The organism is Micromonospora sp. NPDC049891 (assembly GCF_040660295.1).
Taxonomy (GTDB): domain Bacteria; phylum Actinomycetota; class Actinomycetes; order Mycobacteriales; family Micromonosporaceae; genus Micromonospora.
Genome location: NZ_JBFAML010000007.1, coordinates 127,860 through 143,527, shown reverse-complemented (window position 1 = coordinate 143,527; position 15,668 = coordinate 127,860). Strand labels below are relative to the sequence as shown.

Genomic DNA, 15,668 nt, shown 5'->3' with positions numbered 1-15,668 from the left:
GCCTCGTACACCCAAAATCCCCACCACTGATGAATAACCAGGAGGTCGTCATGACCCAGCACAGTCGCGACATGTCGCGGCGCCGGCTGCTCTTCGGCGGGGCGGCCGTCGGAGCCGGCGTACTGCTCGCCGGTTGCACAAGCAACGAGCAGACGCCGACCGAGGCGCAGACCAAGGCGGCCGACGGCAACGCCAACGCCGAGCCCGGCAAGCAGGTGACAATCGGCTTCTCCGCGCCGGCCGCCGACCACGGCTGGATCGCCGCGATCACCAACAACGCCAAGGCGCAGGCCGCGGCGTACTCCGACGTGGAGTTCAAGACGGTCGAGGCGGGCGCGGACGCGGCGGCCCAGCGGGCGGCGCTGTCCACGCTGATCTCGCAGAAGCCCGACGTGATCGTGCTGCTGCCGCACGACGGCAAGGAGCTGAACTCGTTCGGGCTGGAGGCGATGCAGGCCGGCATCCCGGTGGTCAACCTGGACCGGGCCTTCCCGGACGCCAAGGCGTACCGCCTGCAGATCAAGGGCGACAACTACGGCATGGGCGTCTCCGCCGCCACCTTCATCGCCGAGCAGCTCAAGGCCAAGGGCGTGAGCAACCCGGTGATCGCCGAGATCGCGGGGATGGACGAGTTGGAGCTGACCCAGGAGCGTACGCAGGGCTTCAACGACACCCTGGCCCAGCACGGTCTGAAGGTGCAGAACCGTCGGGCGGCGCGGTTCACCGCGGACTCCGGCCAGCAGGAGGCGAGCCAGCTCCTGCAGGCCCTGCCGAAGATCGACGCGATCTGGAACCACGACGACGACCAGGGCATCGGTGTGCTGGCCGCGATCAGCCAGGCCAACCGCAGCGAGTTCTTCATGGTCGGCGGCGCCGGCTCGAAGAAGGCGATGGAGGACATCCAGGCCGACAACACGGTGCTGAAGGCCACGGTGACCTACAGCCCGTCGATGGCGTCCTCGGCGATCTCGCTGGCCCGCCTCATCGGCCAGAGCAGGGGCATGTCCGATCTGGTGGAACTCCAGGTTCCCAAGGAGATCGTCCTCGCCTCCGAAACGATCACCAAGGAGAACGCGAGCGACTACCTCAAGCTCGGGTTCTGACACAACGGGGGGAGACCCACCTTGTCCACGACAAACAACGAACTGCGGGTCGGCATGGTCGGCTACGCGTTCATGGGGGCCGCGCACTCGCAGGCGTGGCGGACCGTGAACCGGGTCTACGACCTGCCGGCACGGGCCCGGATGGTGCTCGTCTGCGGCCGGGATTCCGGGAAGGTGGCCGACGCCGCCGACCGGCTCGGCTGGGAGGGGCACACCACGGACTGGCGGGAACTTGTCAACCGCCCGGACATCGACGTGGTCGACATCTGCACACCGGGTGACAGCCACGCCGAGATCGCGCTGGCCGCGCTGGCCGCGGGCAAGCACGTGCTGTGCGAGAAGCCGTTGGCCAACACGGTCGCCGAGGCCCGGGAGATGGCCGCCGCGGCGGCCACCGCCCAGGCCGGCGGGGCGCGGTCGATGTGTGGTTTCAACTACCGGCGGGTGCCCGCGGTGGCGCTGATGCGCCAGCTGATCGCCGACGGGCGGCTCGGCGAGATCCGGCACGTCCGGGCCACCTACCTGCAGGACTGGATCGTGGACCCGCAGTTCCCCCTGGTCTGGCGGCTCCGTAAGGAGGTGTCGGGCTCCGGCGCGCTGGGTGACATCGGTGCGCACATCATCGATCTGACCCAGTACGTCACCGGACAGCGGATCAGCGGTGTCAGCGCGGTGACCGAGACCTTCGTCAAGGAGCGGCCGTTGCCGGCCGAGTCGAGCGGGTTGGCGGCGCAGGCCGACGGGGCCGGTGCCGCCACCGGTCAGGTCACCGTCGACGATGCGGCGATCTTCGTGGCCCGTCTCGACGGCGGGGCACTTGCCACGTACGAGGCGACCCGGTTCGCCACCGGGCGCAAGAACGCGCTCCGTGTGGAGATCAACGGATCGTTGGGCAGTGTCGCCTTCGACCTGGAACGGCTCAACGAACTGGAGTTCCTCGACGCGACCCGGCCCTCCGCCGAGCAGGGCTTCAACCGGATCCTGGTGACCGAGGCCGAGCACCCGTACCTGTCGGCCTGGTGGCCGCCGGGGCACATCATCGGGTACGAGCACTCCTTCACCCACCAGATGCGCGACTTCATCGAGGCGGTGGCGACAGGCGTCGACCCGTCGCCCTCCTTCGCCGAGGCGTTGCAGGTGCAGTTGGTGCTGGACGCGGTGACCCGCTCGGCCGACCTGGGTTCCTCCTGGACCGAGGTGGAGCCGTCGCTGGCGTCGGTCGCCGCCTGAACCACCTCCGGAGTCGACCGGCGAGGGCCGGCCACGGTTGCGCCCCGTGGCCGGTACGGGTCGGGTCCGGAGGTCGTGCCCCCGGGCGACCGGCGGCACGAGCAATGCGGTTCCTCCGGTGCGGCCGGACCGGGATTCCCCGGCAGCACCGGAGGGCCGCCGCCCACCGACCAGTCCACTGACCGTCCACCTGGAGACTCCCGCCGCCAGGCGGACCGCGTCCGACGAGTCGTCCGATCGGGACACAGTCGTCCCGAGCGGGCCGGATGCGGGGGAGGCAGGGGCGAGACGCCGACTGCCCCTGCCTGCCAGCCCCGTCCGTCCGACCGATCCGGTACGCCGGGCCGACGTCGTCGCCGCCGACCTCGGCGTCGGCCGGCGAGTATCCACCGGAACGGGTGGCGGACGGGGCGCATCGGCCTAACCCGTATCTTTTTCAGCTTTTTCCTGATATCAAGATTCAATCGATGCATGTCGGTTTCTGGACACCGGAAGGAGCGCTATGCGTACAGGTGTCTGGCTGGTGGGGGCGCGCGGTTCGGTCGCGACCACCAGCATCGTCGGGGCTCTCGCGCTGCGCGCCGGGCTGACCGGGCCGACCGGCTGCGTCACCGAACTGCCCGGGGTCAGCAGTTCTGCCCTGCCGGCCTTCGCCGACCTGGTCTTCGGCGGCCACGACGTGGTCGCCACCCCGATCGCCAAGCGCGCCGAGGCGCTCGCCGACGCCGGTGTGCTGCCGGCCCGCCTGGTGGCCGCACTACCCGAGGAACTCGCCGCCGTGGAACGGGAGCTGCGTCCCGCGCCCACCGCCGGGGCCCAGGCCGACCGGGCCGCCGCGATCGTTCGCGATCTCACCGCCTTCCGCCAGCGGCACGGGCTGGCCCACGTGGTGGTGGTGAACGTCGCCGCAACCGAACCGGCCCCCCGCCCGCATCCCGGACACGCCGACCCGGAAGCGCTGCGGGCCGCCCTCGCCGGTCCCGACGAGGTGCTGCCACCCAGCTCGCTGTACGCGTACGCGGCGGTCCTGGCGGACTGCGCGTACGTCGACTTCACCCCGTCGACAGGTCTGCGGCTGCCGGCGCTGACCGCGCTTGCCGACAGTCGCCGCGTGCCGTACGCCGGCCACGACGGCAAGACCGGGGAGACCCTGCTCAAGTCGGTGCTCGCCCCGATGTTCGCGATGCGTCACCTCACCGTGCGGTCCTGGTCCGGGCTCAACCTGCTCGGCGGCGGCGACGGTGCCACCCTGGCCGACCCGGACGCCAACGCCGCCAAGGTGCGCAGCAAGCAACGGGTGCTCGGCGAGACGCTCGGCTACCTGCCGCAGGGCGACACCCGGATCGGGTACGTCGAGGACCTCGGTGACTTCAAGACCGCCTGGGATCTGATCACCTTCGCCGGGTTCCTGGGCACCGGGATGCGGCTGGAGTTCACCTGGCACGGCTGCGACTCGGCGCTGGCCGCTCCACTCGTGCTCGACCTGGCCCGGCTCGCCGCCGCCGCGCACGCCGCCGGCCGCACCGGGCCGCTGGACGACCTCGCCTTCTTCTTCAAGGATCCGCTCGGCACCGCGAGCCACTCGCTGGCCGACCAGTGGACCCGGTTGTGCGCCTTCGCCGGCAGCCTGGACCCCGGAGGCACCGATGCCGCGCATGGCTGACCTGGCCGAACTGGTCCGCGCGCCGGCCGCGCTCTCGGTACCCGGTGACGTGGTCGCCGGTGCCGCCGCGGCGGGCGCGCTCGGTCGGCGTACCCCCGCCCTCGCCGCCGCGTCGGTGCTGCTGTACTGGGCCGGCATGGCCGCCAACGACTGGGCCGACCGCGAGCTGGACGCGGTGGAACGCCCCGAGCGGCCGATACCGAGCGGCCGGGTCAGCCCCGGTCTCGCGGTCGGCCTGGCCGCCGGGCTCACCGCAGCCGGTGTCGGGCTCGCCGCCGCCGCTGGCGGCCGGCGGGCCGCCGCCGTGGCGGTGCCGCTGGCCGCCGCGGTCTGGGGCTACGACCTCGCGGCCAAGAACACCGCCGCCGGCCCCGCCGTGATGGCCACCTGCCGAGGGCTTGACGTGCTGCTCGGTGCCGCCGGGGGCCGGCCGGCCCGGGCGCTGCCGGCGGCGGTCACCGTCGCCGCGCACACCTGGACGGTCACCGCGCTGTCCCGGCGGGAGGTCAGCGGCGCCGACCGCGCCCTGCCGCTGCGTACCCTCGCCGGCACCGCCCTGGTCGCGGCCAGCGCCGCGCGCCCGCCCGGTCGACAGCTCACCGGGAGGATCACCCGGACCGGTGCTCCGGCGGGTGCCCTGCCGGAGCCCGCCGGGCGGGCCCCGGCGCCCGGCCGGCGTGTCCTCGGTGCCGTGGCGGTGTCGCTGCCAGCCGTCCTCGCCGCCTGGTACGCCGCCCGCTACGGCACCGCGCAGGCGCGGGTGGCGGCCGAACCGACCGCCGCGCGGGTCCGCTCGGCGGTCGGCGCCGGCATCACCGGCCTGCCCGCCCTGCAGGGAGCGCTCACCGCCCGCGCCGGGTCCGGCCTGCTCGGCCTGGCGGTGGCGGCGGCCGCGCCGCTGGGCCGGCGTCTGGCCCGGAAGGTCTCGCCGACATGACGGCCGCCGACACCGCCACGCGCGTCGACGGACTGCGGTTCGGGTACGGCACCAACGGCTTCGCCAACCACCGCCTCGACGACGCGCTCGCGGTCATCGCCGACCTCGGCTATGCCGGTGTCGCGCTGACCCTGGACCACGATCACCTCGACCCGTTCGCGCCGGGATTGGCGGGGCGGGTCGACGCCGTCGCTGGCCGGCTCGCCGAACTCGGCCTCGGCCTGGTGATCGAGACCGGCGCACGGTTCCTGCTGGACCCCTGGCACAAGCACGCCCCGACGCTGCTGCACGACGACCCCACGCTCCGGATCGAGTTCCTGCGCCGGGCGGTGGCGATCGGCGCGGACCTCGGCGCCGAGGCGGTCTCGTTCTGGGCCGGTGTCCGGCCGGACTCGGTCACGCCGGCAGTGGCCTGGGACCGCCTGGTCGCCGGCTGCGCCACAGTGGTCGAGGCGGCCGAGACCGTCGGGGCGACGCTCGGATTCGAACCGGAGCCGGGGATGCTCGTCGAGAACATCGCCGACTGGCGCCGGCTGCACGCCGCCCTCGGCTCACCGGCCCGCCTCGGCATCACCCTCGACATCGGACACTGCCGTTGCCTGGAGTCGCAGCCGGTACCCGACTGTGTCCGTGACGTCGCCGCGCACCTGGTGAACGTGCAGATCGACGACATGCGGCGGGGCGTGCACGAACACCTGGAGTTCGGCGTCGGCGAGATCGACTTTCCGCCGGTGCTGGCCGCGCTGCGCGAGATCGGCTACCGGGGCCTGGTGGCGGTCGAGCTGCCCCGGCACTCACACGCCGCCCCCACCATCGCCGCCCGCTCGCTGGACTTTCTCCGCGCCGCCGAACGCGCCGCCGCACCTGGGCCCACCACCACCGCGCCGCCCGACGGTGCGGCGACGGAGGGTGCGGTTGCCGGCGGTGCGGTTGCCGGCGGTGCGGCGACCGGCGGTGCGGACGTGCCGGCCGATACCTCGAGGCACGTCCTTTGCTCTGCTTCAACGGACGCACCACCAGGCGTCCGCTATCCGGACAACGACCGACGCGTGGAGTGAAGCAGAGCAAAGGACACACGCGGTACCACCGCCACGGTCGTCGACGACGGCGGACGAGGGAGGAGACGCGATGACAGTGGACGAGCTACGGGTGGCCCTGCGGGGCGTACCCGATCCGGACTGGTTGGCGACGGCCCTGGACCGCGTCGCGGCCGAACCCACAGCCATCGCGCGGTTCTTCCCGGCGGCCGGTCGCCGCTGCGGCCGTCACGACCTGCCCGACCTACCCGGTTGGACAGCCGACGAGGCGGCCCGCGCACTGTTGCTCGCCACGCTGCGCACCGATCACGCCGGGCAGGCCGACGCGCTCTACCGCACCGGGGACGCCGCCGAGAAGCGGGCGGTGCTCAAGGCACTGCCGCTGCTGCCGATCGGCGCGGCCGGGGTCCCGCTGCTGCACGACGCGATCCGCACCAACGACACCCGGCTGGTCGCCGCGGCCCTCGGCCCGTACGCCCGCCAGCTCGACCCGCCGGCCTGGCGGCAGGCGGTGCTCAAGTGCGTCTTCACCGGCGTGCCACTGGCGGCGGTGGCCGACCTCGACGCCCGCGCGGACGGGGAACTGGCGGCGATGCTCGCCGCGTTGGCCGCCGAGCGTCGGGCCGCCGGCCGGAGCATGCCCGCCGACGCCACCGAACTGCTGGATCGGCTCACCGCCGCCAGCCGGCCCGAGCCCAGGGAGGTGTGATGCGGATCTTCGACCCGCACATCCACATGACGTCGCGCACCACCGACGACTACGAGCGGATGGCCGCCGCCGGCGTCCGGGCGGTGGTGGAACCGGCGTTCTGGCTGGGGCAGCCGCGCACGAGCGTCGGCTCGTTCACCGACTACTTCGACTCGCTGGTCGGGTGGGAGCCCTTCCGGGCCGGGCAGTTCGGGATCCGCCACCACGCGACGATCGCGCTGAACCCGAAGGAGGCCAACGACAGGCGTTGCCGGCCGGTGCTCGACGAGCTGCCCCGCTACCTGGAGAAGGACGGTGTGGTGGCGGTCGGCGAAATCGGGTACGACTCGATGACGCCCGAGGAGGACGACGTCTTCGCCGCACAGCTCGCCCTGGCCGTGGCGCACGACCTGCCGGCGATGGTGCACACCCCGCACCGGGACAAGGCCCGGGGTGTCGAGCGCAGCCTGGCCGTGGTCGCCGAGTCCGGCATCGCGCCCGAGCGGGTGGTGCTCGACCACCTCAACGAGATGACCGTGAAACTGGTCCGCGACACCGGCTGCTGGCTCGGCTTCTCCATCTATCCGGACACCAAGATGTCACCGCCGCGCATGGTCGAGCTGCTCAAGGCGTACGGGACCGACCGGATGCTTGTCAACTCGGCCGCCGACTGGGGGCGCTCCGACCCGCTGCTGACCCGGGCGACCGGCGAGGCGATGCTGCTCGCCGGCTTCACCGACGACGACGTCGACCGGGTGCTCTGGCGTAACCCGGTCGAGTTCTACGGGCAGTCCGGGCGGCTCGACCTGACCGACGACGACCTCGCCGAGCCGACCTTCGCCGGCAACTCGATCCTGCGCGGCGGCAGCTGATGCGGCTACGGCACGCCGGCGGGCGCACCGTCCACCTGGGGTACTGCACGAACGTGCACCCCGCCGAGGACCTCGCCGGCATCGTCGCCCAACTGGACACCTACGCGGTGCCGGTCCGCGAGCGGCTCGGCGTCGACCTGCTCGGGCTGGGCCTGTGGCTGGCCGCCCCGGTCGCCGCCGAGTTGGCCGCCGACCCGGCGGCCCGTCGCCGGTTGCGCTCCGAGCTGACCGTACGCGGGTTGGAGGTGGTCACCCTCAACGGCTTCCCGTACGCGGCGTTCCAGGCACCGGTGGTCAAGGGGGCGGTGTACCGGCCGGACTGGACCACTAACGACCGGCTCGGGTACACCCTCGACCTGGCCCGGGTCCTGGCCGACCTGCTGCCCGACGACGCCGTCCGCGGCTCGGTCTCCACCCTGCCGCTGGCCTGGCGCGCGCCCTGGGACCAGGCCCGTGCGGACGCGGCCCGTCGCCAGCTCGACAGGCTTGCCGCCGGACTCGCCGCCGTCGAGCGGGACACCGGCCGGCCGGTGCGGGTCGGCTTCGAACCGGAACCCGGCTGCGTGGTGGAGAGCACCCCGCAGGCAGTCACCGCGCTGTCCGGGATGGACACGGACCGTCTCGGGATCTGCCTGGATCTGGCCCACCTCGCCTGTGCCTGGGAGGAGCCCGCCGCCGCCCTGGACCGGCTGGCCGGCGCCGGACTTCCGGTGGTGAAGGTGCAGGTCTCCGCCGCGCTGGAGGCGGTCGATCCGGCCGGTGACGCCGCCGCGCTGCGCCGTTGGGTCGAGCCGCGTTTCCTGCACCAGACCCGTACCGCCGAGTGCGCCCGCGCGACCGGTGCCGCACCGACCGCCGGCGCCGGCACTTCGCCCACCGCCGGACCGGGGGGCGCCGATCCAGCCGATCCGAGCTGGGCGGCGGACGACCTCGACGCCGCCCTCGACGCCGCGCTGCCCGGGCCGTGGCGGGTGCACTACCACGTGCCACTGCACGCTCCGCCCGAAGCACCATTGGGCTCGACCCTGCCGGTGCTGCGTGCCGCGCTGGCCGCGCTCTTCGCCGGTGCCGACGCTGGCTGCGACCACCTGGACGTCGAGACGTACACCTGGGGGGTGCTGCCGGCGGCACGACGGCCGAGCACCGACGCGGAGCTGGCCGCCGGGATCGCCGCCGAGCTGGCCTTCACCCGGGACGAACTTGTCGCCCTCGGGCTGACCCCGCTACCACGCGAGGTGTTCGCGTGAGCGCGCGAAGTGAGCCGACCATGCGAGTCCTGCTGTCGCGAACGAAGGCGGTCAGAGCATGAGCAGACAGCTGGTGGTGCTGGATGTGGTGGGGCTGACCCCCCGGTTGCTGGCGCACATGCCCCGGCTGCGCGCGGTCGCCGACACCGGGTTCCGCGCCGAGTTAGGCACCGTGCTGCCGGCGGTGACCTGCTCGGTGCAGTCGACCTTCCTCACCGGTGCCCTGCCCGCCGAGCACGGCATTGTCGGCAACGGTTGGTACTTCCGGGATCTCGGCGAGGTGCTGCTCTGGCGGCAGCACAACGCGCTTGTCGGTGGGGAGAAACTGTGGGAGGCCGCGCGCCGGGCCCGGCCCGGCTACACGGTGGCGAACGTCTGCTGGTGGTACGCGATGGGCGCGGACGTGAACTGGACGGTCACCCCGCGACCGGTCTACCACGCCGACGGTCGCAAGGAGCCGGACTGCTACACCGACCCGCCGCAGCTGCACGACGCGCTCACCGACCGGCTCGGCACCTTCCCGCTCTTCACCTACTGGGGGCCGGGTGCGGGCCTGCCGTCGTCGCGCTGGATCTGCCGGGCGGCCGAGCAGATCCTCGCGGAGCAGTCGCCGGACCTGACCCTGGTCTACGTTCCGCATCTCGACTACGACCTGCAACGCTTCGGCCCGTCATCACCTCAGGCCGCCGCCGCGGCGGCCGCGCTGGACGGTGTGCTCGCTCCGCTGCTGGACGCCGCGCAGTCCCGCGACGTGACGGTGGTGGTGCTGTCGGAGTACGGCATCACCGAGGTGTCCCGGCCGGTGGACGTCAACCGGCTGCTACGCGCCGAGGGGCTGCTGCGGGTGCACACCCAGGCGGGCATGGAGTACCTGGACCCGTGGACCTCGCGGGCGTTCGCGGTCGCCGACCACCAGGTCGCCCACGTGTACGTGCGCGACCCGGCGGACGTGCCGGCGGTGGCGAAGCTCTGCGCCGGCCTGCCCGGGGTGGCCGAGGTACTCGACGCGGACGGCAAGGCGGCACACGGGTTGGACCACGAGCGCGCCGGTGAGCTGGTGCTGGTGGCCGAGCCGGACGCCTGGTTCACGTACTACTACTGGCTCGACGATGCGCGGGCGCCGGACTTCGCCCGGCTGGTGGAGATCCACCGCAAGCCCGGGTACGACCCGGCGGAGCTGTTCTTCGACCCGGCCGCGCCGGGCGCGGCGAAGCGCCGCGCCGGTGTCGCGCTGGCCCGCAAGAAGCTCGGCATGCGGTATCTGATGAGCGTGGTCGGCCTGGATGCCGGGGCACGGGCGGTGCGGGGCTCCCACGGACGGCTGCCCGCCGATCCGGCCGACGGGCCGGTGCTGCTCTGCTCCGACGCGTCGGTGGCCCGGGACCGGATAGCGGCCACGGAGGTGAAGGGGCTGCTGCTGGAGCTGGCCGGGTTGGAGGGGCGGTGACCCTTGCCGAGGCACCTGTCGACTTCGCCGGGCTGCGGGCCCGCTTCGACGCCGAGCTGACCACGTTTCTCGACCGGCAGGATCCCGACTGGCCGGACGGCGCACCGCGGGGCGTCTTCACCACGCTGCACCGGTTCGTGCTGGCCGGCGGCAAGCGCCTGCGACCACTCTTCTGTTACTGGGGCTGGCGGGGCGCGGGCGGCCCGGACGGCACGCCGATCGTGGTCGCCGCCGCCGCGCTGGAGCTGTTCCACGCCTTCGCGCTGATCCACGACGACATCCTGGACGGCAGTGACCGTCGCCGGGGCGAGCCCTCGGTGCACCGGATCTTCGCCGACCTGCATGCCCGTTCGTCCTGGCGGGGTGACCCCGAGGCGTACGGGCGCAACACCGCCCTGCTCTGCGGTGACCTCTGCGCCGCCTGGTCGGACCAGATGTTCCACGAGTGCGGGCTGAGCCCCGAGCAGGTGCACCAGGGGTACGCGGTGTTCGCCTTGATGCGTACCGAGGTGATCGCGGGGGAGTATCTCGACCTGGTGTCCGGGGTCGGTGACGGCTCGGTGGCCAGCGCGCTCACGGTGATCCGGATGAAGGCGGCCCGCTACACGGTCACCCGACCGTTGCAGATCGGCGCCGCGCTGGCCGGCGCACCCACCGAGCTGCTGGACGCGCTTGCCGAGTTCGGTGACCCGCTCGGGGACGCCTTCCAGCTCCGCGACGACGTGCTGGGGGTCTTCGGTGACCCGGCGGTCACCGGCAAGTCCGTGCTGGACGACCTCCGCGAGGGCAAGCCGACGGTGATGATGGCGCTGGCCCGCGATGCCGCCGACCGGGCACAGGGTGCCCGGCTACGCGAGTTGTTCGGCAATCCCGACCTGAACGCGGAGGGCGCCGCCGAGATGCGAAAGATCATCGAGGACACCGGGGCGCGGGCGGAGATCGAGCAGATGATCCAGGTCCGGGCCGACACCGCTCTCACCGCGCTGCGCGGGATCGAGCTGGCCGAGGAGAGCCGCACGGCGCTGGCCGCGCTCGCGGCTCAGGCGATCGACCGCCAGCGGTGAGCTGATTACCCGCTTTGCATTCGTCTTTGCCGGGCCCTGCCTTCATCGGCAGGTTGGCGGCCTACCTGTTTTGCATTCGTATCGACCTCTCCGAAACGATCAGACTCAAACCGAATAAAAGTCGCGATGGGTGGGCCCGCTTTGGCGGGCCCACCCATCCGGTCATAGCCCGATGTTCCGGAACTCGCGGTTCAATGCCCGAGCGTAGTTCGCCGCACCGCTGACTTTAGGGTGGAGTGTTTGCTGAGACGGGTTCTGAATCTCTGAGTGGTTTTCGCCCGCCGTTTTGGCGAGCACAATGCCGTGGATGGTCTCCGGGTTCCCGCAGACCCCTTGACCATCGAAGTCGCCGTTCAGAATCGGGTCGACGAAGTGGACTCGGCCGAGACTGCTGTTCGCCGCGGCCGCGACCTCGCGCAGGATGTCCGACAATTCGATCGCCATCTGATTCATCCAGTTGGCCTCATCGGTCTGGACCCCATAGCCGAGCAGTCTGAGGCAGTCGGCCCCGTTCGAAAAAAGCTGCGGGTATCCCATGAGCATGATCTGGGCGTTGGGGGCCATCAACCGGACAGCGCGGAGAACCGTGGCGACCGATTGACGACCCTCCCGATCCATCAATCGTGGCAGGTAATCGGCGGCCCGCTGGCCATCGATGTCCCATTCCCAACAGGGTGCGGGACCCGGCATGATAAGACAGTTCTTTACGGCGTCCCCCCATTTTATGTCGTTGCCACCGATCGAGAGGGTGACGAGCGTGGTGTTTTCGTCCAAGAAACCCTTGTCGAGTTGGGCGACTTCGCGACGCTGCTGTCTGGCCGTGGTGCCCCAGGCCGTTACGAAGGGTTCACCTGTCGCGGGATCGAAGACCTCCACCCCGCTGATCGGATTCGACACGCTGGGCAGCATATTGTGGGTGAGCGCCCCCGAGCAGGCGATGAGGTGGTAGTCCATCGTTGGATCGAAGGTGTCTGATCGAGTTCCGATTGAGCGTTGTTGTGGGTCGTCCCGCAACCACGCCTGCCGCGACCAGGCATGCTGCGAGCGGTGACAGCCGTTACGGTGGTCAAGGCTGCCGCCGCCGTTGTGGTTGGAGTCGTGGTAGTAGTCAAGCGATGCGTCGGTTGCTGCTCCCTCGCCAGAAGAGAACGAGTCCCCAAGCGCGACCACGAAGTTGCGTGGCTTCTGCGACAGCGGCACGATCGCGATAGCGTCCCAAGCCACAGCCTCGATACCGACGTTGGAATCCCGGATGACGTTGCTCAGCGACACCTGAGGAACTCCGTTGAATTGGAAAGTACCCAGTGGCACCCACCGGTTGGTGCCCTGACGCTGACCCACCACCCGGGTTTTGTACCGTTTACTGGTGATGTTCGCGCCGCGGTCAACCGTATAGTGCGCCTGTTGACTGTGCGCACCAACAGCCGGCATGTGTACGTACACTCGTGCCCACTGGTTGAGGCTGCGACCGAGACGCCAGGTCCCGGTCACCTTGACCCGGTCGTCCGCTTCCGTGACGGAGTTCTGTTCGTGCGCGAACCAGAAGTGCCCGTTAAGGCCGCTACCGATCTGGTGGAAGTCGATCTTCGACGGATACTGGCCGGAGCTGTTGCCACTGAACTGCAGGTTGAAGGTGCCGCTGTTGGTCACCGGATCGGGACATAGATCGGAGCGAACGATCCCCACCGAGTTCGGCTGGTCGTCAACGATCAGCGCCCCGGCCGGCAGGCCGCTGATCCTGCACGTGGGTGCATAATGTGTTCCCCGCGCGGGCTCGGCTGCTCCGAGGCTGTACCGAAGATTCTCGTATCCGCACGCCACCTGGCAGCCGGCCTTCCAATCCACCGGCCAGTGCCACCAGCAGTGGTAGTCACTGTAGCCGCACCTGGTCGAGGTGGATGTCACCGAGCAGTTGTTCGCGGTGGTGCAGAAGGTACCCAGCGGCGGCTTGATCGACTGGGTGCGGTGCAGCGGATCAACCCACCAGGCCTGGAGATAGCCGGCCTGGTACTCGTTGGGCGTCCGAAAGTCGTACTTGACGATCGGGTACGCGGCCCAGCCCATCACCTTCTCCGGGTAGGACCACTGGCTGGGTTTGGCCGCGTCAGCTGGCGACCCGTTGCCGTTGTCGCCGTCCAGGAAAGGCGTCCGGGTGAAGGGATACTCCGGGTTGGCGATGTTCTGCGACCAACCAAGGCCCCAGTTTCCTCGGTCGTCGGTGCAGTTCGGCCCCGGCGAGCACCCCGTCCCGCCGGTGATGGCCTGCGGGTTGAGTCCCGTGTTGTAGGCCCACACCGCTGCCCACCAGTTCTCCGGGTTCGCTGGGTCGGCGTCGTTCATCCGGATGTTCAGGTTGTAGGTCTGGTTCCACTTCTCCTGAAGGATGCGCAGGCCGGCGGCGATGTTCGTCGCGTAGTCGATGGCGATCGCGCGCTGCTCATTCACCGGGCGGATCACCTCACCCGGCTTGCCCCGACCGGCCATCCGCATCCCGTCGGTAACCTGGCCGACCCCGTATCCGCAGTCCGCCGCAGACCAGTCGATGAGCCAGCCTCTCTCGCTCGGGTTCCCGTAATAGTTGCCGATCAGCGGATTGCCGGGCACGCCTTCGAGAGCGCGCCAACTGGCCTGCCACAGGTTCGACTCCTGAGCCAGGATGCCGAGCATGACCTGGGCGGGCACCCGGCCGCCACCGGCGAGCGGGAGCGGTGGCAACATGCCCTGCGGCGACCAGGCCGGTAGGCCGGACTGCCGGAAGTTCGCCGGGCGCTGGACGGTCAGGCCACCCCGCACCGCCTGGTTCACCGCCCACTCCACCTGCCGCCAGTGCGGCTGCTCAACCTGAGTACCTACATCGTTGCGCGGCACCGAGCAGTAACGGTCGGGCTCGACGGGGTCGGTCGGCGATGCGTTCGCCTGGGCTCGCAGCTCGCCGTCTGCCTGTTGTGCCTTCTTCAACTGCGGGTTGCTCTGCTGACCGCTGCTTGCCCGCCGGCTCGGTCGAGAACCGATGAAAACCCGGAAGTCGACCTGCTCGCCGGTCGGTAGCACCTCTGCGGTGAGGCTGACCGGCAGACCGGACGCCTCGCTGGTCGGCGGTGTCGGGGCTGCCGTTCCGTTGCTGACCGGGGCACGGCGCAGCGCGAGGCGGCCGCGGGTGGACAACTCGGTCGACGGCAACACGTCCACCCGTTCGACCACTGTGGGCAGTTGACTGGTGGAGGTGGGCTTGCCCGTCAGGAAGACCCGGCCGGCTGTGCCGCGGGCGAGACCCAGCCGGGTCAACGGTCCGCGGGCAAGCTCACGTACCTGACCGCCGTGCACCCGGCGGGCCACGGTGGTCTCCTCGTCGGCGGCCTCCAACCAGTTGATCCCACCGGCCGAGTCTGGACGCAGATACGCACCGTAGCCCTTGGTCCGGGCGAGAGTGTGTCGGGAACCGTTCCGGTCCAGCCGGAAGATCCGGCCGCCCTCCGCTGCGGCCATGTTGTCACCGTACGGAATGGCCGAAGTTATCTGGCCGTTGAGCTGCTGCCGTCGGATGACCGTGCCCCGGACGGTGTCGATCAGGTGCACCCGGGTCTTGCCGAGGTCGGTGGCGCCGCCCTGGGTGAGGGTCGCGGTTTCCCCGTTGCCGCAGCCCGGGTTGTAGTACGCGATGCTGACGTTCAAACCGAGTTTGGTCACCTCGCCGGTGGTCATGTCGACCACGGCGGAGAAAGCACCCCTGTCGAACAGGTGGCTGCGGTTGGTGAAGTGCCGGGGCTGGTACACGACGACCGCCCGTTGGCCGGAGGCGGTCAGGCAGGCGTTTCCGATCCACTGCTCGCTGCTGATCGTCGGCTCGTTCAGCGTCGCCACGGTCCGCCACGTGTAGCCGGTCCGCTCCGCGGCCACCAACAAGTGGAATCCTCTGCTGTCACCAGATGTGGTCCACGCCAGGTCGGCCGACGAACGCCAGCCGTCCGGCAACACCTTGTCGCGGTCCTCGGCGGGAACCTCGGCGACTTCGGCGGCGGGCTGCGGGGCCGGGTCGACGGTGGCCGGTGGTGAGGCCTGTGTCGCGGGGGTCGGTGCCGGTGTGGCCTCGGCAGGACCGGCGGTCACCGCGCTGAGTCCGGCGGCAGCCAACAGCGCCGCAGTCACTGAGGCCAGCCTGCGGCGGGTGGGTCCGCCGACGGCGAGCCCGGCCCGGTGGGGCCTTCGTGTGCGCATTCGCTCCTCTTTCTGCTGTGGGTGGACCGCGCCGAAGCCGACGCGGAGTCGATGGCAGGGCGGACTTGCGATGGGGAAGTGCGGGTGCACCATTCGAGGCTTGACCGGCGTACGGCTGTTCCGGGCAGGGTGGACCGGCCGGTCGTCGCGGCTGTGCCGAGACGC

At 70.9% G+C, this 15,668-nt stretch carries 11 protein-coding genes; 10 read left to right on the top strand and 1 reads right to left on the bottom strand.

Features of this window, described 5'->3' with window-relative positions; translation table 11 throughout:
• Positions 1-50: 50 nt before the first annotated feature.
• From AB0I71_RS11980 to AB0I71_RS11935, 10 genes are all read left to right on the top strand, one after another.
• A complete protein-coding gene (locus tag AB0I71_RS11980; protein WP_357583629.1) occupies positions 51-1,103 on the top strand; it encodes a substrate-binding domain-containing protein in 1,053 nt (350 codons plus the stop codon).
• 21 nt (positions 1,104-1,124) lie between these two features.
• On the top strand, positions 1,125-2,333 hold the full coding sequence (locus tag AB0I71_RS11975; RefSeq protein ID WP_357583627.1) for a Gfo/Idh/MocA family oxidoreductase: 1,209 nt from the start codon (positions 1,125-1,127) through the stop codon (positions 2,331-2,333).
• Positions 2,334-2,835: 502 nt separating this feature from the next.
• Positions 2,836-3,996, top strand: coding sequence for an inositol-3-phosphate synthase (locus tag AB0I71_RS11970; RefSeq protein WP_357583625.1), 1,161 nt, complete (start codon positions 2,836-2,838; stop codon positions 3,994-3,996).
• Entirely contained in the window at positions 3,980-4,933 is a 954-nt protein-coding gene (locus AB0I71_RS11965; RefSeq protein WP_357583623.1) for an SCO3242 family prenyltransferase, read from the top strand. The genes AB0I71_RS11970 and AB0I71_RS11965 overlap by 17 nt, the downstream gene beginning before the upstream one ends.
• Entirely contained in the window at positions 4,930-5,991 is a 1,062-nt protein-coding gene (locus AB0I71_RS11960; RefSeq protein ID WP_357583621.1) for a sugar phosphate isomerase/epimerase family protein, read from the top strand. Before AB0I71_RS11965 ends, AB0I71_RS11960 begins: the two co-directional genes overlap by 4 nt.
• Before the next feature lie 70 nt (positions 5,992-6,061).
• Positions 6,062-6,679 (top strand): EboA domain-containing protein, encoded by a 618-nt coding sequence (locus AB0I71_RS11955; RefSeq protein WP_357583619.1) that lies wholly within the window; start codon positions 6,062-6,064, stop codon positions 6,677-6,679.
• On the top strand, positions 6,679-7,530 hold the full coding sequence (locus AB0I71_RS11950) for a TatD family hydrolase (protein ID WP_357583616.1): 852 nt from the start codon (positions 6,679-6,681) through the stop codon (positions 7,528-7,530). The genes AB0I71_RS11955 and AB0I71_RS11950 overlap by 1 nt, the downstream gene beginning before the upstream one ends.
• The gene (gene eboE / locus AB0I71_RS11945; protein WP_357583614.1) at positions 7,530-8,777 is read left to right on the top strand and encodes a metabolite traffic protein EboE; all 1,248 of its coding nucleotides are present in this window, start codon (positions 7,530-7,532) and stop codon (positions 8,775-8,777) included. The genes AB0I71_RS11950 and eboE overlap by 1 nt, the downstream gene beginning before the upstream one ends.
• Before the next feature lie 58 nt (positions 8,778-8,835).
• Positions 8,836-10,224, top strand: a complete 1,389-nt coding sequence (locus AB0I71_RS11940) for a nucleotide pyrophosphatase/phosphodiesterase family protein (RefSeq protein WP_357583612.1) — start codon at positions 8,836-8,838, stop codon at positions 10,222-10,224.
• Positions 10,221-11,288, top strand: a complete 1,068-nt coding sequence (locus tag AB0I71_RS11935; protein WP_357583610.1) for a polyprenyl synthetase family protein — start codon at positions 10,221-10,223, stop codon at positions 11,286-11,288. Before AB0I71_RS11940 ends, AB0I71_RS11935 begins: the two co-directional genes overlap by 4 nt.
• A 162-nt stretch (positions 11,289-11,450) precedes the next feature.
• Here the strand turns inward: AB0I71_RS11935 and AB0I71_RS11930 are convergent, their stop codons facing one another.
• Positions 11,451-15,434: a hypothetical protein gene (locus AB0I71_RS11930; RefSeq protein WP_357583608.1), complete on the bottom strand. Its 3,984-nt coding sequence runs from the start codon at positions 15,432-15,434 to the stop codon at positions 11,451-11,453.
• Positions 15,435-15,668 lie beyond the last annotated feature (234 nt).

Bases quoted from the DNA above. Each gene is read 5' to 3' on its own strand.
- AB0I71_RS11940 (WP_357583612.1), top strand. From the start codon at position 8,836: ATGAGCAGACAGCTGGTGGTGCTGGATGTGGTGGGGCTGACCCCCCGG.
- AB0I71_RS11970 (WP_357583625.1), top strand. From the start codon at position 2,836: ATGCGTACAGGTGTCTGGCTGGTGGGGGCGCGCGGTTCGGTCGCGACC.
- AB0I71_RS11965 (WP_357583623.1), top strand. From the start codon at position 3,980: ATGCCGCGCATGGCTGACCTGGCCGAACTGGTCCGCGCGCCGGCCGCG.
- AB0I71_RS11950 (WP_357583616.1), top strand. From the start codon at position 6,679: ATGCGGATCTTCGACCCGCACATCCACATGACGTCGCGCACCACCGAC.
- AB0I71_RS11955 (WP_357583619.1), top strand. From the start codon at position 6,062: ATGACAGTGGACGAGCTACGGGTGGCCCTGCGGGGCGTACCCGATCCG.
- AB0I71_RS11960 (WP_357583621.1), top strand. From the start codon at position 4,930: ATGACGGCCGCCGACACCGCCACGCGCGTCGACGGACTGCGGTTCGGG.
- AB0I71_RS11980 (WP_357583629.1), top strand. From the start codon at position 51: ATGACCCAGCACAGTCGCGACATGTCGCGGCGCCGGCTGCTCTTCGGC.
- eboE (WP_357583614.1), top strand. From the start codon at position 7,530: ATGCGGCTACGGCACGCCGGCGGGCGCACCGTCCACCTGGGGTACTGC.